At 36.2% G+C, this 21,658-nt stretch carries 19 protein-coding genes; 15 read left to right on the forward strand and 4 right to left on the reverse strand.

Translation table 11 applies throughout. From position 1 onward, the window contains the following. The first annotated feature begins 78 nt into the window (after nt 1-78). From CGC57_RS00375 to CGC57_RS00385, 3 genes are all read left to right on the forward strand, one after another. A complete protein-coding gene (locus tag CGC57_RS00375; protein WP_370684734.1) occupies nt 79-777 on the forward strand; it encodes a formylglycine-generating enzyme family protein in 699 nt (232 codons plus the stop codon). 480 nt (nt 778-1,257) lie between these two features. Further along, nucleotides 1,258-1,566 (forward strand): hypothetical protein, encoded by a 309-nt coding sequence (locus CGC57_RS00380; RefSeq protein WP_232747255.1) that lies wholly within the window; start codon nt 1,258-1,260, stop codon nt 1,564-1,566. Nucleotides 1,567-1,634: 68 nt separating this feature from the next. Further along, the gene (locus CGC57_RS00385; protein WP_095897524.1) at nt 1,635-2,273 is read left to right on the forward strand and encodes an SCO family protein; all 639 of its coding nucleotides are present in this window, start codon (nt 1,635-1,637) and stop codon (nt 2,271-2,273) included. 63 nt (nt 2,274-2,336) lie between these two features. On the opposite strand, the gene typA is transcribed toward CGC57_RS00385, so the two are convergent. The 4 genes from typA to CGC57_RS00405 form a co-directional block, all read right to left on the reverse strand. Then, nucleotides 2,337-4,142: a translational GTPase TypA gene (typA, locus tag CGC57_RS00390; RefSeq protein ID WP_095897525.1), complete on the reverse strand. Its 1,806-nt coding sequence runs from the start codon at nt 4,140-4,142 to the stop codon at nt 2,337-2,339. 91 nt (nt 4,143-4,233) lie between these two features. Further along, nucleotides 4,234-4,359, reverse strand: coding sequence for a FeoB-associated Cys-rich membrane protein (locus tag CGC57_RS00395; protein ID WP_002678112.1), 126 nt, complete (start codon nt 4,357-4,359; stop codon nt 4,234-4,236). A 7-nt stretch (nt 4,360-4,366) separates the two neighbouring features. Beyond that, nucleotides 4,367-5,044: an SIMPL domain-containing protein gene (locus tag CGC57_RS00400; RefSeq protein WP_095897526.1), complete on the reverse strand. Its 678-nt coding sequence runs from the start codon at nt 5,042-5,044 to the stop codon at nt 4,367-4,369. Between the two features lie 85 nt (nt 5,045-5,129). Further along, nucleotides 5,130-7,178: an HD family phosphohydrolase gene (locus CGC57_RS00405; RefSeq protein WP_172595607.1), complete on the reverse strand. Its 2,049-nt coding sequence runs from the start codon at nt 7,176-7,178 to the stop codon at nt 5,130-5,132. Nucleotides 7,179-7,594: 416 nt separating this feature from the next. Between CGC57_RS00405 and CGC57_RS00410 the strand changes: the two genes are divergently transcribed. From CGC57_RS00410 to CGC57_RS00465, 12 genes are all read left to right on the forward strand, one after another. Beyond that, complete coding sequence (locus tag CGC57_RS00410; RefSeq protein ID WP_095897528.1) at nt 7,595-10,321, forward strand: putative LPS assembly protein LptD; 2,727 nt, start codon at nt 7,595-7,597, stop codon at nt 10,319-10,321. Nucleotides 10,322-10,358: 37 nt separating this feature from the next. After that, nucleotides 10,359-12,350 (forward strand): NAD-dependent DNA ligase LigA, encoded by a 1,992-nt coding sequence (ligA, locus tag CGC57_RS00415; RefSeq protein WP_095897529.1) that lies wholly within the window; start codon nt 10,359-10,361, stop codon nt 12,348-12,350. A gap of 74 nt (nt 12,351-12,424) precedes the next feature. Then, complete coding sequence (locus tag CGC57_RS00420; protein ID WP_095897530.1) at nt 12,425-13,540, forward strand: N-acetylmuramoyl-L-alanine amidase family protein; 1,116 nt, start codon at nt 12,425-12,427, stop codon at nt 13,538-13,540. 22 nt (nt 13,541-13,562) lie between these two features. After that, nucleotides 13,563-14,513 carry an MlaD family protein gene (locus CGC57_RS00425; RefSeq protein ID WP_095897531.1) on the forward strand — a complete coding sequence of 317 codons (951 nt, stop codon included), beginning with the start codon at nt 13,563-13,565 and terminating at the stop codon, nt 14,511-14,513. Nucleotides 14,514-14,521: 8 nt separating this feature from the next. After that, nucleotides 14,522-15,838 (forward strand): 4Fe-4S dicluster domain-containing protein, encoded by a 1,317-nt coding sequence (locus CGC57_RS00430; RefSeq protein WP_095897532.1) that lies wholly within the window; start codon nt 14,522-14,524, stop codon nt 15,836-15,838. Between the two features lie 91 nt (nt 15,839-15,929). Then, nucleotides 15,930-16,625: a cell division ATP-binding protein FtsE gene (locus tag CGC57_RS00435; RefSeq protein WP_009413127.1), complete on the forward strand. Its 696-nt coding sequence runs from the start codon at nt 15,930-15,932 to the stop codon at nt 16,623-16,625. Between the two features lie 42 nt (nt 16,626-16,667). Continuing rightward, nucleotides 16,668-17,627 carry a D-2-hydroxyacid dehydrogenase gene (locus CGC57_RS00440; RefSeq protein ID WP_095897533.1) on the forward strand — a complete coding sequence of 320 codons (960 nt, stop codon included), beginning with the start codon at nt 16,668-16,670 and terminating at the stop codon, nt 17,625-17,627. A gap of 8 nt (nt 17,628-17,635) precedes the next feature. Then, entirely contained in the window at nt 17,636-18,031 is a 396-nt protein-coding gene (locus tag CGC57_RS00445; RefSeq protein ID WP_095897534.1) for a DUF937 domain-containing protein, read from the forward strand. Nucleotides 18,032-18,103: 72 nt separating this feature from the next. Next, nucleotides 18,104-18,538: a nucleoside deaminase gene (locus CGC57_RS00450; RefSeq protein WP_002678202.1), complete on the forward strand. Its 435-nt coding sequence runs from the start codon at nt 18,104-18,106 to the stop codon at nt 18,536-18,538. Beyond that, a complete protein-coding gene (locus CGC57_RS00455; protein WP_095897535.1) occupies nt 18,535-20,421 on the forward strand; it encodes a BamA/TamA family outer membrane protein in 1,887 nt (628 codons plus the stop codon). The genes CGC57_RS00450 and CGC57_RS00455 overlap by 4 nt, the downstream gene beginning before the upstream one ends. A gap of 87 nt (nt 20,422-20,508) precedes the next feature. Beyond that, entirely contained in the window at nt 20,509-20,796 is a 288-nt protein-coding gene (locus CGC57_RS00460) for an ATP-dependent Clp protease adaptor ClpS (RefSeq protein ID WP_009413122.1), read from the forward strand. Nucleotides 20,797-20,843: 47 nt separating this feature from the next. Beyond that, entirely contained in the window at nt 20,844-21,620 is a 777-nt protein-coding gene (locus tag CGC57_RS00465; RefSeq protein WP_012796821.1) for a 3'-5' exonuclease, read from the forward strand. Nucleotides 21,621-21,658: the final 38 nt, after the last annotated feature.

Raw genomic sequence — 21,658 nt, forward strand, 5'->3', positions numbered from 1 at the left:
ATAATGATGAAAAAATACCTTATTAACATAATAACTTTATGCTTTTGTGGATGGCTCTTAGGGCAAACTTCTACTCCAATGGTAACGATAAAAGGAGGAAGCTATGTGCCTTTGTATGGAGTGAAAGGGGAGAATAAAGCGACAAAGCCCGTAAACGTAAAGAGCTTTCAGTTAGATATATACCCAGTGACCAATGCACAATACAAAGCTTTTTTGGAGAAACACCCCGAGTGGCAACGCTCTCGCGTGAAAGGAATCTTTGCGCAGAAGAGTTATCTTTCGCACTGGAAGAGCGACTTAGAATTTAGTCCGCTGGAAGCACAAGCCCCAGTAACCCACATTTCGTGGTTTGCTGCCAAGAAATATTGTGAGTGTGAAGGGAAGCGACTGCCGACAACCGACGAGTGGGAGTACGTAGCCCAAGCCGATGCCCAAAGTATAGATGCCCGCAAGAAGAAACATTATCAAGAGTATATAGTGCGGAGCATGCAAACGCCTAAGACCTACCTACAGAAAGTAGGCAGTACGCCAAAGAACTATTGGGGCGTATATGATATGCACGGCTTGGTATGGGAATGGGTGTCGGACTTCAACAGCGTGCTACTCTCGGGCGACTCGCGTAAAGACAAGCAAGGAGATGATGCTCTTTTTTGTGGTGGGAGTGCGCTCAATGCTTCCGACCTTACTAACTATGCAGCTTTTATGCGGTATGCGCTACGAGGGAGTCTCAAAGCGAACTATACGATGCTGAATATGGGGTTTAGATGTGCTTTATAAATTACGAAATACGAGGGACGAATGACGAGATAGCCCCCGAACCCCCGAAGGGGGACAAGCTGCAAAAATGATTGTTATTTGTCTTAACGGGAATAAATGACGAATTATGAATGACGAGATACAAATTTACGAAATTATAGTCAAACAAAAAATAGATTGTGAATAAAAAAGTTTTCTTTTAGGGGCATTTGTAGCACATACCCAGCGATAGCTGGCTTTCCTACATAACATACTTTAAAAATAATTGATTATCAGGTAATCATTTTTGATAAAACCTAAAACTTTTGCAAAATGTAGTGATGAAAATTTTGCAAACCAATTCTGACTTACTATAATAATTGACAAATGAGTTTCAGAATTTTTGGAGAGATTTTAAGAAAATAGGAGGAACTCTAGGTAGCTTTAATAATGAAAGATATTGTAACAAAATATAGAGCTGTTATAGAAGATTGTGAGTTGTTATTAGGCGATAATGACAACTTGAAGAATATGTCATATAACGATATAGATGAAATCTGTAATTATGTGATAGTAGATATCTATAAAGAATCGGCAGAGCTGACGATTATAGCATTGGTAAATATCTATATCAAGACTATGATTGTAGAAGCTAATGCGGATTATGATAGATTGAAAGAATATGTACAAGAATTTCTATACTATGATGGGACAACAAGCTCGTATAGATATATAAGAGCTAAATTGAAAGAAATAAAAAGGATTATGGAACAAGGAATTGACGATAAATATCTTTATGAGAATTATGAAGATGTAGCCGATGTTCTGTAGGAATTTTTAGAAGATTTAGAAGCAAAATATGATAAAATGAAGATAAACCTTAGAAAAAATTACTATTAATGAAAACATTATATTTTATTTTACTGAGTTTGTTATTACTCAATTGTAATAACCACAATAGCAACACTGCTACAACAGATACAAAAGCAGTGGCAGATAGTACTGTTGCAAAGACGACTGATAGTTTTTCGGACTTATCAGTATATCACTTGCCAGCGGTATGGACGACCCAGAATGGGGATAACATAGAACTTAAAGACCTCAAAGGGAATGTATTGGTGGTGGTAATGATCTACACCTCTTGCAAGACCGCTTGTCCTATCCTTATTAAAGATATGCGCGAAATACGCAAGCGCGTAGATGAACAAGCTGGAGATAAACGCAAACAAGTAAAATATCTTTTGGTGAGTATAGATCCCGAGACGGATACGCCAGAGCACTTAAAAGCCTTTGCCAAAGAAAGACAAATGGACGACGAGCAGTGGCTATTCCTTCGTTCTAATGAAGAACAAACACGAGAGTTTGCTGCAGTACTTGCCGTGAACTACAAGCAAATATCACCAGTGGATTTCTCGCATTCTAACATCATCAGTGTGTTTAACAAAAAAGGTGAATTGGTATCACAACAAGAAGGTTTAGGGATTGACTATGACAAGACTGTGGAGGAAACAATAAAACAATTAAAAATTAACAATTAAAAATTAAAAAGAGGTTACTCAATATTGGGCAACCTCTTTTGTTTTTGGAAAATATTTGCTTAATTATTTAAACTCTTTTTCGTGGCGTTTGCGTTCATTTTCATCTAAGTAGATTTTACGCAAGCGCATATTTTTTGGTGTTACTTCAACGTACTCGTCTTTTTGGATATATTCCAAAGCTTCTTCTAATGAAAACTTAATAGGGGGTGCTAACTTCACTTTTTCATCAGAACCAGCAGCTCGTACGTTTGTAAGTTTTTTAGTCTTCGTAACATTCACAACGATATCTCCACTACGAGAGTTTTCACCAATTACTTGCCCTGTATAGATGTCTTCGCCTGGGAAGATGAAGAATTTACCGCGGTCTTGCAATTTATCAAGAGAGTAGGGGATAGCAGTACCTTGTTCCATAGAGATGAGCGACCCATTGATACGCCCTGCGATTTCACCTTTGAAAGGTTGGAATTCCAAGAAACGGTGGTGGATAATAGCTTCACCAGCAGTAGCTGTGAGCAATTGGTTACGCAAACCAATGATACCGCGAGAAGGAATGATGAACTTGATAATCATACGTTCACCTTTAGGCTCCATACTTAGCATTTCACCTTTACGAAGGGTTACCAAATCGACGGCTTTACCACTTACGTTCTCAGGTAAATCGATAGTAAGTTCTTCTACAGGTTCACATTTTACACCATCGATTTCTTTGATAATTACTTGAGGCTGACCTATTTGTAATTCGTAACCTTCACGGCGCATTGTTTCGATGAGCACTGAGAGGTGTAATACCCCACGACCATAAACAATAAACTTATCGGCACTATCGGTAGGTTCTACACGTAAAGCGAGGTTTTTCTCTAATTCGCGTTCCAAACGTTCTTTGATATGGCGAGAGGTTACGAACTTACCATCCTTACCGAAGAAAGGAGAATCGTTGATAGTGAAGAGCATACTCATTGTAGGTTCATCAATAGCGATAGTAGGAAGTGCTTCGGGATTTTCATAATCGGCGATGGTGTCACCAATTTCAAAGCCTTCTAAGCCAGCAATCGCACAAATGTCGCCTGCTTGTACTTCCTCTACTTTTTTACGCCCTAAACCATCAAATAAGTGTAGTTCTTTAATTTTAGATTTTACAATACTTCCATCACGTTTCACTAATGAAATATTCATACCAGCTTTTAGGATACCACGGTGCAAGCGACCGATAGCGATACGACCTGTAAAGGTAGAATAATCAAGAGAAGTGATGAGCATTTGCAAGCTACCTTCTTCAATTTGAGGAGTAGGGATGTGCTCTACCACCATATCGAGTAGAGGAGCGATGCTATCTGTTTTTTTGTGCCAGTCTTCAGACATCCAGTTTTGTTTAGCTGAACCATAGACAGTAGGGAAATCGAGTTGCCAATCTTCGGCACCGAGTTCAAACATCAGGTCGAATACAGCTTCGTGTACCTCATCAGGTGTACAGTTTTCTTTATCGACTTTGTTGATTACCACAATAGGTTTCAACTTCATTTCGATAGCTTTTTGGAGTACAAAGCGCGTTTGAGGCATAGGACCTTCAAAGGCATCTACTAATAGAAGTACGCCATCAGCCATATTGAGGACACGTTCAACCTCACCACCAAAGTCGGCGTGACCAGGGGTATCGATGATGTTGATTTTGATGTCTTTATAAACAACAGATACGTTTTTAGAGAGGATGGTAATACCGCGTTCGCGTTCGAGGTCGTTATTATCTAATATCAGTTCGCCTGAATCTTGATTGTCGCGAAAGAGTGCACAATGGTGCAAGATTTTATCAACGAGGGTAGTTTTTCCGTGGTCAACGTGGGCAATAATAGCTATATTTCTAATAGCAGTCATAGATATAATTTATATTTTTTAAAATTGAGGGCGCAAAGGTACGAATAATTTGTCAATTAGCAAATTTGTGAAATAGCATTTTTTTAATTATTTAGTGTCCGCAGTTGCAATTAGCGCCTCCAGAACAGCCTTTCTTTTTGTTAAAAAACAATTTTTTTACTAAGAAAACAGCTGCTATTGCTACTAAAATATAGGCTATAATTTCTTGTGTTCCCATAGTGAATTTATTTTAAAAGTTCGAATGCTACATTTACTTGAGCTTCTATAGCTATTTTACCTACGGCTAAAGTATTATCACTTCCGTTGGCGGGGCTTCCTAAACTCATTTTGCTCATTCTTTCAACGGGTTGTATATCATTAAAATGAGAGTTTACTTCCTTGATTTTGATAGCTTTGCCAATGTTCTGATCTAAACTTACTGCGTAGAGCAGGGCTTTTTTACGGGCATCGTCAATAGCAGCTACGCGGGCTTCTTGTAAGAGTTTTTCTTTGTTTTTTACTCCAAAACTGATGCCGTCAATTCGGTTTACTCCTGCATCGAAAATAGCATTCATCAAGTTGTCGTACTTGCTGATATCTTCTAATTTGATATTGATATTTTGCACGACACGATATTTATTCAGTTTGTTATAATCGTCTTTATAAAGAGATACATAGCTGGTTTGGAAATTCTCCATAGGGAGTTCCTTACTCAAAAGTTGTAATACTTGAGCCACAGCTTCGCCGTTCTTTTGTCGGAGGTTCTTCAAATCAAGCCCTTCTTTTTCGATACTGATAGAGATATTTACCATATCGGGGGTTGCATATACGATACCTTCGCCTACAACTTCGACGGTAGGCGTTTGGTTTTGTGCTATTGCCATTGTTGATATTAGCGAAAATAATACAAAGTAGTGTTTCATATTTTTTTGATGTTTATTTTAGATTTTGAGAATCTCGGAGAGACTTGGAGAGTCTAGGAGAATCGGATGTTAATAAGAGTGCCAATTACTCGGGGTATTCGATACGCACGTGGTAGATATTGGTGAGTTTGTTTTTAAATATGCGTTTGATAGCTTCGATTTCTTTGAAAGATATATCGGAATTAGCAAATTGATTGTCATCTAATTGTTTTTTGATGATACGATCGACGAACTCATTGAGAGCTTCAAAAGTAGGGTTTTTAAGACTTTTGGTAGCGGCTTCCACCGAATCAGCCATCATCAGTATAGCTGTTTCTTTGGAGAAAGGAATAGGACCTGGGTAGCGGAAATCTTCTTCTTTAGTGCCTTCGGGATTTAGATCTAAGGCTTTGCGATAGAAATAATAGGTAAGACTGCGTCCGTGATGAGTTTTGATGAAATCGATGATGCGTTTAGGCAGTTTGTTTTTATGAGCGAGTTCGACACCATCGGTAACGTGTTTGATAATCACCTTAGCACTTTGTTCAGGAGTGAGCTGGTCGTGAGGGTTGAGGCTTGTTTTCTGGTTTTCAGTAAAATAAATAGGATTTTCCATCTTACCTATGTCGTGATATAGTGCTCCTACACGTACCAATAGCGTATTAGCGCCAATTTCGGCAGCAGCAGCTTCGGCAAGATTTGCCACCTGCATAGAGTGTTGGAAAGTACCAGGAGCTTTTTCGGAGAGTTGGCGCAAAAGTTTGGTGTTCGTGTCGGAAAGTTCCAAGAGAGAGACATCGGAAACTAAGCCAAAAGTACGTTCATAGATATAGGTAAAAGGTTGTGAAAATAGGATTCCTATACCATTGAGAATGAAAAGAGTAAGCAGAGAGAGATCGAGCCCTTTGAGAGTCCCTTCGGTAATGGTATGGAAAGCGATATAAATAATTAAATAGGCAGCCGTGATGAGTCCCGCTGATACAAAACTACTCAATCGGTAGTGCATTCCCTTAGGAGTGAGGATGATAGCCATAGCAGCTACAATTTGTATGAACACAAACTGGAAGCTATTAGGCACAATGAAGCCTGTGATGAGTATGGTGCTGATATACACAAAGAGGACGGTGCGCAAATCGAAAAACGACTTGAGAATGAGCACCATCATTCCTACGGGGACAATATAGATATAATCGGGGAAATAGCGAGAGATGAGTCCGACGAAAAGAATCATCGTGAGCATATTGAGCAAGATAACACTCAATTTGAGATTGCTTTTGTATATCTTCTTTTCATATATTTTTAAGTATAAAGCCATTAGTATCAATACCATAGCTACTAATGTGTAATAACCTGAGAGCGACCAATTATAGTTATTTTGACTCCACGTTTGAGTCTCATATTCTTCTTTAAGAGATAAGAGAGTGTTTAGTTTTTCACCTTCTACCAATTCACCTTTGGCAATGATAAGTTTTCCTTTGTTCACCCATCCACGCGTATAGACAATCTCTTTGAGGTTTTGATTTAGGGCTTTTTGGGTAAAATTTTGGTCGATTACAAGATTAGGGGTGAGGATATCAAAGAAAAGGTCGTAGTAATTTTTGAGATGTTCGTTGTAAGGAGCTGTATTGAAATAGTTTTTAATGGCATTATTTAGCTGTTGAAGGTATAATACGCGAGAGGCTGAGACCTCAATAATTTGGTTGTTTTGCTTGATAATTGCGATTTCGGAAGTTTTGAACACAGGAGGGTTGAGCATTATCCCATTGTGATAGCTTTCAGTTAAAAATGTTTCAGCTTTGTGGAGTAAAAGCTCTTTTTTGTGTTTAGACAATTGATTGAAATAGCTATTTTTTTTCTGTTCAAACTTCTGTTTAGCACTTATAAAGGCAGTTGTATCTTGTTTGTAATAAACGGTAGATTGATTGGTAATTTGTTGTTTTTCAGAGTTTATTTGTTGCTCTGTTTTTTTTAGGGGAAAATCAAAAGGAGCATATAGATTGTCGTGTTGCCAAAGTTCACCCTTGCGAAATTCGTATTTGAATTTTGCTTTTTCGGGGAATACTTGCAAGATAAGCACTAAGGCTATGACAAAGGCTAAAATCTTGAAAAGAAGGGATTTTTTAATAAATACTTTGATATTTTTGAGAGTCATCATCATTTACTTTGTTAAAGTAAGGGCAAAAGTACAAAATAATTAGGAATTACGAATGAAGAGAGAGATTTTTTTAGGTGATAGGTAATAAAACAAGTAGTGTTCAAATATTTTTAGTTTTACATTATTATCAATGATTTGTTCAATTTGTTAAGTATTCGCCAATAAGTAAAGTATGTATTTTCTTCGTTTATTGTTCGTTCTTTCTTCGTTTATTATTCGTTATTACAGTTATTGCGGAAAATTCAAGAAAAAGGTGATTTCGTTATGAATATGATAATTTAAGTAAAAGAGACTAATAAATGGTAGTTTTGGAGGCTAGTAGGGACATTCCCAATAGTAAGTTACGATATAGTTCTTGACATTTCAAAAAAAAGTTGTATTTTTGTCGCCTCAATAAAACTATATTCGGAAAAACTTTGTTACAGTATAAACGTCAACTCACTTTTATTATCAGCTTGTTAGTAGTAAGCTGTTGCTTTTGGTATTCTGAATCATTTGCCTTTAAGACAGGTGGTTTTAACTATACCTATCCTTGGGTAGCACGCGATACTATTAAAAAAGACACTATAGAGCCTAAGAATGACCGTCGTGGACGACGTATCAAGCCCAAAAAGACTTCAGGAAAGGCTAAAGACTCCCTTAAAAACGATACTATTAAGAAACCTAAGAATACTTTGGAAGATATAGTGAAATACAAAGCTAAGGATAGTATTGTTTTCAATAGAATAAAGAATGAAATCATCTTGTATAATGAAACTAATGTGCAATATACTGATATTGACATTACAGCAGGCGTAGATGTGATTAATTACGAGAAAGGAGAGGTATATGCGGGACGTTTGAAAGACAGTTTAGGAGAATACAGTCAGCACCCTGTATTTAAGCAGGGTAGTGATGTGATAGAGCCTGATTCTATTCGCTTTAACTATCGTAACCAGAAGGCGATTATCCGCAATGCTTATACCAAACAGGACGAAAATAATATAAAAGGTGAGATCATAAAAAAGGAGAATGACTCTACTTACTTTATGAGAAATGCAATTATCACTACTGCTGAAGACCTTGACGATCCTGATTATTACATCAAAGTACGCAAAGCGAAGTTTGTACCTAAGAAAAAGATTATTGCGGGGTTTAGCAATATGTATATCGTGGATATTCCTACCCCTTTAGCTATTCCGTTTGCTTATTATCCTATGGTATCAGGACGTTCTTCAGGACTTATCTTCCCTACTTTTGGAGAAGTGAATAACCGTGGTTATTTCTTACAAAATATAGGTTATTATTTTGTGATTAGCGATAATTTTGATCTTTCACTTACAGGTGACTATTATACTAATGGCAGCTATGGTCTTAGGGCTCAATCGGCTTATGTGAAACGATATAAGTATTCGGGAAGTTTTAATCTTTCTTTTGAAAATAACATCTATAGTATGAAGGGGTTACCCGATTATTCAGGTAGTCGTATGTATAACATACAATGGTCGCATTCCAAAGACGGCAAGGCTAACCCGAATTCTAATTTTTCAGCTTCAGTAAACTTATCGAGTAATAGTAGGTATTATCAAGAATCATACAATCAAGTAAATACATCAAACTTTTTGAACAACACGATGATGTCGTCTATTTCGTATTCTAAAACATTTCCTGCCTATCCTTCAATTAACTTATCACTATCGGCATCACATTCTCAGAATACAAATACCAAAAGCATTGATATGACCTTGCCTTCAATGCGTGCAAGTATGGAACGCATTTACCCTTTTGCTCGTGAAGGGCAAGCAAAGAAAGGACTTATCAAGAGTTTGAATTTTCAATACAGTATGCAAGCTGATAATAGATTTGCAACTTATGACAGCTTATTTTTTAGCAAAAAGATGTTTGATGATGCTAAGAATGGAGTACGACACTCTATACCTGTGAGTACAACAGCTAAACTATTTAAGTATGTTACCTTGGGATTAAATTCTTCTTTGAACGAAACGTGGCAGTTTAAAACAATTCGCCGCAAAGACTTTAATAGTAATACTGGTAAGGTAGGAATTGATACTCTCAGTGGTTTTGACCGCTTTATGACGTACAACCTCGGGGCGAGTCTTGGTACAACCATCTATGGTACTTTTCGTTTTGGTAAGAATGCTAAAATTCAAGCTATTCGTCACGTAATGCGACCCTCGGTAAGTTATGGTTATAATCCTTCTTTTGACCAATATTATGATTATTACATTTCGGATGCTTATGGCAACCGCTCACAATACACGCGTTTTGAGGGGGGTATCTACGGTACGCCAAGTTTGGGTGAGTCACAATCAATAGGGTTCTCACTTGCAAATACCTTTGAAGCCAAAGTGAAACAAAAAGATAGCACTGATGCTGAACCGAAAAAGGTAATGCTCTTGAATAGTCTCAACTTCAGTTCTAACTATAATGTAATCACTAAACAATTTAGTCCTCTAAATATTACAGGAGGGACTTCATTTTTCAACAATAAACTTGGAGTAAATTTTGGAGCTACTCTAAATCCTTATGCAATAGACAACAATGGACGACAAATGGAGAAATGGAATATCAATAATGGAGGTAGTCTCTTTAGACTTACTAATGCCAATGTTTCTACTAATTATTCATTCTCAAACAAAGATAAAAAGGATAAAAATAAAGACAAAAACAAACAGACAGGCACTGTAGCTGGAGGTCGTACAGATGATCTCTTTGGCTCATCAAAACCACTAAGTGAAGTGCAGGATATGGATAAGAACCGCAAAGAAAGCGAAGATAAAGAAGAGAAGAAAACCTACTACAAAGCGGCTATACCTTGGGATATTACTCTTGCACACTCACTTACTTATAGTAATCAAGCACGTGAAAGTACTATATCTAATAATTCTCTAATGTTCTCAGGGAATGTATCACTTACACCTAAGTGGCAAGTGGGGCTTTCCAGTGGTTATGATTTTGTAAATCAAGGTTTCACCTATACTCAAGTACGTTTTGAACGCGATCTGAACAGTTTTCGTATGAGTTTTCAATTTACCCCCTTTGGTTATCGTAGCTCATGGTACTTCTTTATTGGTATCAAAGCTTCAATGCTTTCAGATTTGAAGTGGGAGAAAAACAAAGAACCTGATAGAGTACTAAGATAAATGTGAACTACATAGACAATTATTTAATAACTATGCTATGAAAGAAAAGATACAACAGCTTCGTGAAGAGCTTAATCAACACAATTATAACTACTATATACTAGATAATCCTACAATTTCGGATTATGAGTTTGACCAAAAACTTAAAGAGTTGCAAGCTCTTGAGAAAGCACATCCTGAGTTTTATGATGAGAATTCACCTACTGTACGTGTGGGAGGAACTATAACTAAAAGTTTCCCCACTGTAGTACACGAATATCGTATGTATTCCTTAGATAACTCTTATTCTAAAGAAGACTTAGAGGAATGGGAACAACGTATTATTAAAACATTGGGAAGTGACCAAATCAATTTTACTTGTGAACTGAAATACGATGGTGCTTCTATAGATTTATTATACGAAAACGGCAAGCTTAAACAAGCTACTACTCGTGGTGATGGTATTCAAGGTGACGATATTACCGCTAATGTGCGTATAATTCGTTCAGTACCCTTACAACTTAAAGGCGATTATCCGGAACGTTTTTATATTCGCGGAGAGATAGTAATGCCTAAAAAAGCCTTTGAAAACCTCAATAAGGAACGTATAGCAGCTGGCGAAGACCCTTTTATGAACCCTCGTAACACCGCCAGCGGTAGTCTCAAATTGCAAGATACTGCCGAGGTTGCTAAACGAGGTTTAGATTGCTTGTTGTATTTTTTGGTAGGGAACACAGGTGTAAAGAGTCAGTTTGAGAGTTTAGAAAAAGCGCGCGAATGGGGCTTTAAAGTACCTAATATTTCCAAATTGTGTCATTCTACTGCCGAAGTAATGGACTTTATCAACGAATGGGATACCAAACGCCACACTTTGCCTTATGAAACAGATGGAGTAGTGGTAAAGGTAGATAATATTGCCCAGCAAGAAGAGTTAGGATATACCTCAAAATCACCGCGTTGGGCAATGGCTTACAAGTTCAAAGCAGAACAAGTAGACACTGTTTTAGAGAGTATTTCCTACCAAGTGGGGCGTACAGGAGCTATTACTCCAGTGGCAAATCTCAAACCTGTGTTATTAGCGGGAACTGTAGTAAAGCGTGCTTCATTACATAATGCTGACCAGATTGAAAAACTCGATATTCGCATAGGAGACTCGGTATATGTAGAAAAAGGAGGAGAAATTATCCCTAAAATTGTAGGAGTGAACTTAGATAAGCGTGAGGCTGATGCTCAACCCGTGCAATATATCACCCATTGTCCTGAATGTAGTACTGAGTTAATACGTAACGAAGGTGAAGCGCAACACTATTGTCCTAATACCTATAGCTGTCCACCCCAAATTACGGGTAAAATACAACATTTTATCTCACGTAAAGCAATGGATATAGAAGGCTTAGGTGAAGAGACTGTAGAACAACTCTTCCGTGCTGGTATTATCCATACTTATGCTGATCTCTATGAGGTAACAGTAGAGAAATTGTTACCTTTAGAACGTATGGCACAAAAGAGTGCTGAGAATATTGTAAAAGGTATTCAAAAATCAAAAGAAATACCTTTTGAACGCGTACTTTTTGCTTTAGGAATTAGATATGTAGGTGAGACTGTTGCCAAGAAGCTGGCACGTCACTATAAAAATATTGAAGCGCTCGAAAATGCTACGATAGAACAATTAGTAGAAGTAGACGAAATAGGCAACCAAATAGCTACCAGTGTAGTAAATTTCTTTGCAGACGACTATAACCGTAAACTTATTGATAGACTCAAAAGCTATGGATTGCAATTTGCTCTTTCAGAGGAATCTACTGAAGGACATACAGATACCCTTAAAGGACTTACTTTTGTAGTTTCTGGAGTCTTTCACTTATATTCTCGCGATGAACTAAAAGCCCTCATTGAACAACACGGAGGTAAAGTAGGGTCATCTATCTCATCAAAAACTAATTACGTGATAGTAGGCGATAATATGGGACCTAGCAAAAAAGAGAAAGCTGAACAATTAGGAGTGAAAATGATTAGTGAAGAAGAATTTCAATCGTTAATAATCAGTTAAATATCTGTTCAATTTTGGTGTATTAAGGTAAAAATCTTACCTTTGCCGCCTATTAAATGAAAATGTAAGAATTGATGAAATTTGTCCATTATATCTTCTTATGGGTACTATGTACATTACCAATGTTGGGACTATCTCAAAAAACACCTGTATTTAAAGTAGTTTTAGATGCTGGGCACGGAGGTAAAGACCCTGGCAAGGTAGTAAATAAAAACATTTACGAAAAAGATGTAGTACTTAAAATAGTATTATTAGTAGGCAAAAAGTTAGAAGCCTATCCTGATATAAAGGTTATCTACACACGTAAAACCGATGAGTTGATTGATCTTTATGAACGTGGTGCTATTGCCAATAGAAATAAAGCTGATGTGTTTGTTTCTGTACATTGTAATGCTCACGAAACTCAAGTAGATGGAGCAGAAACCTATGTATTAGGGCTACACGCCAATGAGCAAAACTTTGAGGTTGCTAAAGCCGAAAACTCAGTAATTTATTTAGAAGAAGATTACAAAAAGAAATACGCTAAATACAACATCAACTCTCCAGAATCAGTGATAGGTGTTTCTATTATGCAAGAGGAATTTTTAGAACAGAGTATTCAGCTGGCTAAAATAGTACAAAATCAACTTACAGGAGTTATGAAACGTACTAATAGAGGAGTGAGACAAGCAGGGTTTATTGTACTACATCAAACTTATATGCCTAGTATCCTAATAGAAACTGCTTTTTTGACTAATAATGAAGAACGCAAGTTTCTCACTTCGCCTAAAGGACAAGAAGAGTTCGCTGAAAATATAGCAGAAGCGATTCTTGCTTATAAAAAGTGGGTACAAGGTAAAAGCTCTTATATTGCACCAGATGATAGTGTTTCTCAAGTAAGAGGGAGAGGCTCAAAACAAGTCATTACTAATAATAGAATAAAAAACAATGAGTTGAGTTATAAAATACAGATTTCTTCAAGTCCTAAGAAATTAGAAACTAAACCTTTTAACTTCAAAGGACTCTCTCCTATATCTGCAGAAAAAGATGGAAATGTATATGTGTATTATTATGGAAATGCATCTAAACACCGAGACGCACTTGATTTACTAAACAAAGCAAAAAAAAAAGGCTATAAAGATGCTTATATTATAGCATTTTATCAGAAAAAACGCATTACAATAGAGAAAGCTAAACAATTAGAAAAGTAAAACTTATTGAAAATAGAAACAGATGAAACTATCTAGAGAAATAAAAACAGCAATTATAGTAGTAGCGGGTATTGTCGCTTTCTATGTAGGCTTCAACTTTTTGAAGTCTAAGTCATTATTTAATAAAACGAATACTTATTACGCTTATTTTCCTCATTCAGGTGGATTGAAAACTGGTACACAAATCACTGTGAATGGAGTGAAAGTGGGAAGCGTAGAAGCGGTAGACTTAGAAGAAAAAAGTGCTAAGATAAAAATTACTATGGAGTGTTCAGATGATTTCAAATTCTCTAAAAATAGTGTAGCTGAACTCTATAATAGTTTGCTTGGAGGAGCAGGATTACAAATTATTCCTGCTTTTGATAATGCACCCACAGCTGTATCAGGTGATATATTAGAAGCACGTGTACAAGAAGATATGTTAGCTTCTCTCTCATCATCAATCAAACCTACACAAGATAAACTCAATCATCTTTTAGGGCAAGCTGATACTACCCTTACAGGAGTTAATAGTATTTTAGATGCTAAAACTACTAACGATTTGAAAAATGCAATAACTGAACTCAGTGCAACTATGCGCAATCTCAATCAAGCTTCAGCTACCCTCAACAAAATGTTAGTTGCTAATCAAACTAATTTGAATGCTACTTTAACCAATGCTAATAAAATCACTACTGATTTATCAAAAGTATCAGGACAGCTTTCAGAAGCTGAACTCAACAAAGTAATTGCCAATGCTCAAACTACACTTACCAATCTCAACACTCTTTTGGCTGATGTAGAAGGAGGTAAAGGCACTATTGGTAAACTACTAAAAGATGAGGCTCTCTATAAAGATTTGGATAAATCGGCTAAACAACTTGAACTACTATTACAAGATTTGCGTTTGAATCCTAAACGTTACCTTCACTTCTCTGTTTTTGGTAAAAAAGCTAAAGTATACGAACCAAACGACGAAGAAAAAGCTGAATAAACATATTGATGAGCTTCCTTCCTAACATAGTATTTTTAATACTTCTCTGTATAGGAGGAGGCTTTTTTATTTATAATATACGCAAACTTATTAGGAATATCCGTTTAGGAAAAGCTGAAAATACCTCTGGTAATCACAAAGAGCGACTCAAGAATATGTTATGGCTTGCCTTAGGACAACAAAAAATGTTAGTACGTCCCATAGTAGGAATACTACATATTGTTGTATATGCAGGTTTTTTGATTATCAATATTGAGTTGTTAGAAATTCTCATAGACGGTATTTTGGGTACTCATAGAGTATTTGCTCCTTTAGGAAAATTTTATAATTTTCTGATAGCTTCTTTTGAGATATTAGCTCTTTTAGTAATTGTTTCAGTAATTGTGTTTTGGATAAGAAGACACATCCTAAAAATACCTCGATTTCACAAAACAGAACTCAAAGGTTGGGCTAAAAAAGATGCAAGTAATATCCTCTATGCCGAAATGGTAATGATGAGCCTTTTCTTGCTGATGAATGCTGCCGATGCCCAATTACAAGCACTGCAACTACCTCATTATATACAAGCAGGAACTTTCCCCATAAGTCAATGGCTACACCCATTATTACAAAATGTTTCTGTAGGAACTCTTATTATCATAGAACGCAGTTGTTGGTGGTTACATATCATTGGGATATTGTGTTTTTTAAACTACTTATATTATTCTAAACACCTACATATTCTATTAGCATTTCCTAATACTTATTTTGCTTCTGTGCGTCCGTTAGGCACCTCTAAGGTAAACCCTGTGGTAACACAAGAGGTGAAACTAATGTTAGACCCTAATACCGATTCTTTTACAATGCCTCAAGATACTAACCCTCCAGATAAGTTTGGAGCTTCGGACGTAACCGATCTTACGTGGATACAACTGATGAATGCGTATACTTGCACCGAGTGTGGGCGTTGTACTGATGAGTGTCCAGCGAATCTCACAGGTAAAAAACTTTCTCCTCGCGCTATTATGATGAAAACTCGTGACCGATTAGAAGAAATAGGTCGCAATATCGACAAGCACGACACTTTTCAACCTGACGGCAAACAATTGTTAGGTGATTATATTACTCCTGAAGAATTATGGGCTTGCACTACTTGTAATGCTTGTGTAGAAGTCTGTCCTGTAGGAATTAACCCACTATCTATTATTATGGATATGAGACAATATTTAGTAATGGAACAATCAGCAGCTCCTGCCGAACTCAATGTAATGATGACTAATATAGAAAATAATGGAGCTCCTTGGGCATACAGTCAAGCAGATCGTGCTTTAGTTTTTGATGAATAAAAGTGTGCTTATATTTCTGTTATCTAAATAATTTTACTACCTTTGCAAGAATTTTTTAAAGTAAAACACACAACTTTTAGTATTTATATCAATGGAAAATCCAGTATTACATTTAAAAGAAGTGTCTGTATATCAGAAAAATAATCTTATTTTATCCAATGTAAATCTCACTGTTGGAAAAGGAGAATTAGTATATCTCATCGGTAAGACAGGCTCTGGAAAAAGTAGCTTAATCAAGTTACTTTATGGTGATTTACCCCTTACTAAAGGACAAGGAAAAGTAGTAGGTTTTAATCTTAAAAATCTTACAGAAGATGAAATTCCTCTGCTTCGCCGTAAGTTAGGGGTAGTATTCCAAGATTTTAAATTACTTACAGATAGAAGTGTATATGATAATCTTGCTTTTGTTCTAAAAGCTACAGGATGGACTGACAAAACTAAAATAGATAAACGCATTGAGGAAGTACTCGCTAAGGTGAAAATGCAGAATGCAGGATTTAAATTTCCTCACGAACTCTCAGGGGGTGAACAACAAAGAGTAGCCATTGCACGTGCCTTATTGAACAATCCAGAACTTATTTTAGCCGATGAGCCTACAGGTAATTTAGATCCTGAAACCAGCGTTGAAGTAATGCAAGTACTCAAGGAAATTAATGCCTCAGGGCGCACTATACTAATGGCAACTCACGACTATGCTCTTATTCTTAAATTTCCATCTAAAACATTAAAATGTGATGGTGAACGTATCTTTGAAGTAGTACAAAGAAGAGTAAAAAGCGAAGAATAAAAAATAAATAAAAATATAGTATATTTAAATAGACAGATAATAATGGCAATAAAAATATTAGCAAATGATGGCATTTCCGATTCAGGAAAAGAAGCATTGGAAAAAGAAGGTTTTGAGGTAATCACTACAAAAGTAGCTCAAAACCAATTGATAGATTATATAAACAAATACGCCATTGATGTACTTTTAGTGCGTTCAGCTACTCAAGTGCGCAAGGATATTATCGATGGTTGCCCTTCACTGAAACTCATCGGTAGGGGAGGAGTAGGTATGGACAACATAGATGTAGATTATGCTCAAAGCAAAAATCTACACGTAATCAATACTCCTGCTTCTTCAGCTAACTCAGTAGCAGAACTCGTATTTGCCCACCTTTTTACAGGAGTGCGCTTTTTGCACGATGCTAACCGCAATATGCCTTTAGAAGGTGATACTCAATTCAACGAACTGAAAAAAAACTATACCAATGGTGCTGAACTGCGTGGTAAAACCATAGGTATTATAGGTTTTGGACGTAGTGGGCAAGCAGTAGCTCGTATTGCTATAGGGTTAGGAATGAATGTATTAGCTTATGACCCTAAAGTGAAAGAAGCAGTAGTAACACTTGATTTTTTCAATGGACAAACCTTACCATTCACCATCAAAACGGTAGAAAAAGAACGTTTATTGATAGAATCAGACTTTATCACTCTCAATAATAGTCCAGCCCAAGGAGGTTATGTGCTTGACACTCCTGAATTTAACTTGATGAAAGAAGGGGTAGGTGTAATAAACTTAGCAAGAGGAGGTGCCTTAAATGAGGTAGCTCTTATAGAAGCCTTGGAACACGGCAAGGTAGCTTTTGCAGGTTTAGATGTCTTTGAGAACGAACCTAACCCCGCTATACAAGTACTAATGCATCCTCAAATATCACTCACCCCACACATAGGGGCGGCTACTAACGAAGCTCAAAACCGTATAGGTTTTGAACTAGCTTCACAAATTGCAACCTTATTAAAATAATTTATACTATGGCAGGAATTTTAGATTTTTTAGGAGGTGATAACCTCCAACAACTCGTGAAAGGATTGAGCGAGAAAACAGGTATTGGTGCTGATAAAGTAAGCTCAGTAGTAGATTCATTCAAATCTATGTTTAGCAATGCTGAAGGCAATGATATTTTAAACAAACTCACTGGCGATGGTAAATCGTCTACTTTGAACGCTATTAGTGAGAAAACAGGCGTTTCATTAGATGGTGTGAGTAAAATTTTTGAGAATTTAACCCCAATGATTTCCAACTTTTTCTCAGGTAAAGGTGGTAATATTGGTGAAATGATTACTTCTTTCTTCGACAAGAACAAAGATGGCAATGTAATGGATGATATAATGGGAGGTATAGGTAACCTATTTGGAGGAAACAAATAATAATTCTCATACACTAAAATCTTATTACTTTGGCAGAGTTTTTGTACTTTGCCAAAGTAATTTTTATTTCAGATGAATACTGACGAGTACTTTATGCAAAAAGCTTTGGAGGAAGCTCAAATCGCTTTTGAAGAAGACGAAATCCCTGTAGGAGCTATTATAACAATTGACAATAGAATTATAGCCAAGGCTCATAATCTTACTGAACGCCTAAAAGATGTAACTGCACATGCCGAAATGCAGGCTATAACTATGGCTGCTCACTATCTGGGAGGTAAATATCTCACAGATTGTACTATGTATATCACTTTAGAGCCTTGTGCAATGTGTGCAGGAGCTCTGTATTGGAGCCAGTTATCGCGATTAGTTTATGCTGCTGATGATCCTCATAGAGGTTTTAAAGCAATGGGAGGTAAATTACATCCTAAAACAGAGGTTGTTATGGGTATTTTATCTGAAGAAGCTACTACTTTATTAAAGCAATTTTTTCAGCAAAAAAGGAAATGAGAAAAACCTTTACTCTTATAGCACTCTTTCTCTTGGGAATGAATTATCTTCTTTCTCAAGAAATAGATACTTTAAGAGGAAAAGATTCTCTACCACAAGGCATTTCTCCTCAAAGAGAAATGAAAAACAGAGCATTTTATAAAAAAATAAAAAACTTTTTTGGAAAATATAAACTCACTAAGAACTTAAATGATCTTATTGTTATTGAAGAAAAAAAAGTTCCTGAAGGAATAAGTATATTTACTATTACATCTACTACAATTATTACCCCTAAGAAAACTTCTTCTTATCAAGGGAAAATCATTAGAAACATTGTTATCACTACCTTAGATCCTTTTGGTTTTGATGAAAGAGATTTGAGCAAATCTCCTCGTACTCGGTTAGAACGTTATGGCAATGCTTTACATATAAAAACCCGTGAGAGTACAGTGCGTAGGATGCTTTTGTTTAAAAAGGACAAACCTTTAGACACTCTTCTACTGAGTGAAACTGAACGTATATTGCGTAATCAACGGTATATTCGTAGAGCACAAGTGAAAGCAACGCCTATAGAACGAACTTCCGATTCCATAGATGTACAAGTGAATGTGCTTGATAGTTGGTCTATGTACTTTGATGGAGATTTAGCAGGCAATAGAGGCTGGACAAGGCTTACTGAGCAGAATCTCTTCGGGATAGGACATGAACTTTCGCTTACTTATCAACAATACTTTTCAGGGATTGAAAACAATGGTAAAGGATTCAATTATGTAGTGAGAAATATCAGAAATTCTTATATTAATGTACGAACAGGCTATTATTCCGATTATGAGAATGAGTTTTCAAAAAATATACAAGTAGAACGACCTCTCTATTCACCTTTAGCACGTTGGTCGGGACGTTTAGGGTATTATGAGAATCGTTTTAAAGATGAAGGTATTAGGTATCGCGATTCTGTTTATACCCCTACGTTAATGACACGAACTTTCGATGCTTTTGGTAGTTGGGTAAAACCTATTAAAAAAGGAGATTCTAAACTCATTCACAATTTTATTGCAGCAGCAAGATTTCGCAATATCAGTTATTACGAAAAACCTTCTTTAGATATAGATCCAAAACAATATTACAGCAATGAAAATTTATATCTCACTCAATTTAGCTTAAATAGTACAGGATTTATAAAAGAACGTTATATTTTCCGCAATGGTGATATTGAGGATGTAGGGATAGGACATTCTATATTTCTCACTTCAGGTATTTTATGGAAAAATAAGGCAACATTACCATATCTTGGAATTGGATTTACCTCAGCAAACTATAACAAAAAGGGCTATCACTCTATAAATTTTGAAGTAGGATCTTTCTTTGAAAATGGTAATAGTAAAGAAACTATTCTACGAGGACAAGGCACCTATTTTACTAAGTTATTTACAATAGGCGATTGGCATTTTCGTCAGTTTTTACGTTCTTCATTCGTAATAGGATTCAATGGAAGTATATACCAGCGCAATAATATCAACTTAAATGATTCTAATGGTATTTTAGGTTTCAATAGTAGTGAAGTATATGGCACACGTAAACTAATTTTTACTTCTCAAACACAAGTTTATGCACCTTTTCAGTTATTAGGTTTTAGGTTCAGCCCATTCCTATCAGCCGATGCAGGTTTTATAGGTAGAAATAATACAGCTTTTTTAAAAACTGAAGTCTATTCTAAAGTATCTTTGGGGTTCTATATATCTAATGACTACTTACCCTTTGGTGCTATAGAGTTTTCATTTGGGTATTACCCTAATATACCTGGAACGGGTAGGAATATCTTTAAATTTACAGGGATTACCAACGACGATTTTAGATTGCATAGTTTTTCTCAACGATTACCAAATGTTGTATCGTTTAGATAACAAATGCTTTACAATAAGAAATATTAAAGTAAACATTTGCACAATTCATTTATTTACCATACTTTTGTATCATTATAAAAGCAAATTATGTTACAAAATAATTACCAAGAAGAAACCTTTGCTGAGGAAGATGTGATGGAGCTTATAGATGATGAATGTCATCTAATTTTATACAATGATGATGTCAATACTTTTGATCACGTTATCGATACCTTAGTAGAGGTTTGTCATCACACTTTTGAGCAAGCCGAGCAATGTGCTATTATTGTGCATTTCAAGGGAAAATGCGATGTAAAAACAGGAAGTTATGAATATCTAGAACCTCTTTGCACCGCGCTTCTTGATGCTGGACTCTCTGCTCAAATAGAAAATTAATAATTACCATTTTTAAAATTATTCACTTTTAACTATTCACTAAAATCGTGGAACTAAAACTATCAAAACCTATTTGTTTTTTTGACCTTGAAACTACGGGCATTGATATTACCAAAGACCGTATCGTTGAAATATCTATTTTAAAAGTCTACCCCAATGGCAATAAGGAAAGTAAAACGTGGCTCGTAAATCCTACTATTCCTATCCCAAAAGCTGCCTCAGATGTGCACGGCATTACCGATGAACGCGTTGCGGGTGAGCCTACTTTTAAAGAACTCGCCAAGCAAATCCATAATATGATAAAAGATTCTGACCTTGCTGGCTACAATTCCGACCGATTTGATATTCCTTTGCTTGCCGAAGAAATGCTGCGTGCTGAAGTAGATTTTGATTTGGGGAACCGCGTATCGGTAGATGTACAAACTATTTTTCACAAAATGGAACAGCGTACTCTCTCGGCAGCCTATAAGTTCTATTGTGGTAAAGACCTTATTGATGCGCATACAGCTTCGGCAGATACTAATGCCACTTATGAAATCCTCAAAGCCCAGCTCGACCGTTATGACAACTTAGAGAACAACATCAAAAAACTCAGCGAGTTTACTTATCGCAAACAAATAGCCGACTTTGCTGGGTTTATTGGCTATAATGACAAAGGTGAGGAAATCTTTACCTTTGGGAAACACAAAGGCAAACGTGTAGAAGATATTTTTGACGAAGAACCAGGGTATTTTGGTTGGCTTCTCGGTGCCGACTTCCCATTGTATACTAAAAAAATCCTTACGGCTATCAAGCTCCGCAAATTATCGGCTACTATTAAATAAAAAATAGTTCTAAAACTTCTGTAAAGTTCCAAATTTTG

Origin of the sequence: Capnocytophaga sputigena, from assembly GCF_002302495.1 — a bacterium.
GTDB lineage: Bacteria > Bacteroidota > Bacteroidia > Flavobacteriales > Flavobacteriaceae > Capnocytophaga > Capnocytophaga sputigena.

Coding starts and splice junctions, on each gene's coding strand:
- CGC57_RS00375 (WP_370684734.1), top strand. CDS start 79: ATGGTAACGATAAAAGGAGGAAGCTATGTGCCTTTGTATGGAGTGAAA.
- CGC57_RS00385 (WP_095897524.1), top strand. CDS start 1,635: ATGAAAACATTATATTTTATTTTACTGAGTTTGTTATTACTCAATTGT.
- typA (WP_095897525.1), bottom strand. CDS start 4,142: ATGACTGCTATTAGAAATATAGCTATTATTGCCCACGTTGACCACGGA.
- CGC57_RS00395 (WP_002678112.1), bottom strand. CDS start 4,359: ATGGGAACACAAGAAATTATAGCCTATATTTTAGTAGCAATAGCAGCT.
- CGC57_RS00400 (WP_095897526.1), bottom strand. CDS start 5,044: ATGAAACACTACTTTGTATTATTTTCGCTAATATCAACAATGGCAATA.
- CGC57_RS00405 (WP_172595607.1), bottom strand. CDS start 7,178: ATGATGACTCTCAAAAATATCAAAGTATTTATTAAAAAATCCCTTCTT.
- ligA (WP_095897529.1), top strand. CDS start 10,359: ATGAAAGAAAAGATACAACAGCTTCGTGAAGAGCTTAATCAACACAAT.
- CGC57_RS00420 (WP_095897530.1), top strand. CDS start 12,425: ATGAAATTTGTCCATTATATCTTCTTATGGGTACTATGTACATTACCA.
- CGC57_RS00425 (WP_095897531.1), top strand. CDS start 13,563: ATGAAACTATCTAGAGAAATAAAAACAGCAATTATAGTAGTAGCGGGT.
- CGC57_RS00430 (WP_095897532.1), top strand. CDS start 14,522: ATGAGCTTCCTTCCTAACATAGTATTTTTAATACTTCTCTGTATAGGA.
- CGC57_RS00435 (WP_009413127.1), top strand. CDS start 15,930: ATGGAAAATCCAGTATTACATTTAAAAGAAGTGTCTGTATATCAGAAA.
- CGC57_RS00440 (WP_095897533.1), top strand. CDS start 16,668: ATGGCAATAAAAATATTAGCAAATGATGGCATTTCCGATTCAGGAAAA.
- CGC57_RS00445 (WP_095897534.1), top strand. CDS start 17,636: ATGGCAGGAATTTTAGATTTTTTAGGAGGTGATAACCTCCAACAACTC.
- CGC57_RS00450 (WP_002678202.1), top strand. CDS start 18,104: ATGAATACTGACGAGTACTTTATGCAAAAAGCTTTGGAGGAAGCTCAA.
- CGC57_RS00455 (WP_095897535.1), top strand. CDS start 18,535: ATGAGAAAAACCTTTACTCTTATAGCACTCTTTCTCTTGGGAATGAAT.
- CGC57_RS00460 (WP_009413122.1), top strand. CDS start 20,509: ATGTTACAAAATAATTACCAAGAAGAAACCTTTGCTGAGGAAGATGTG.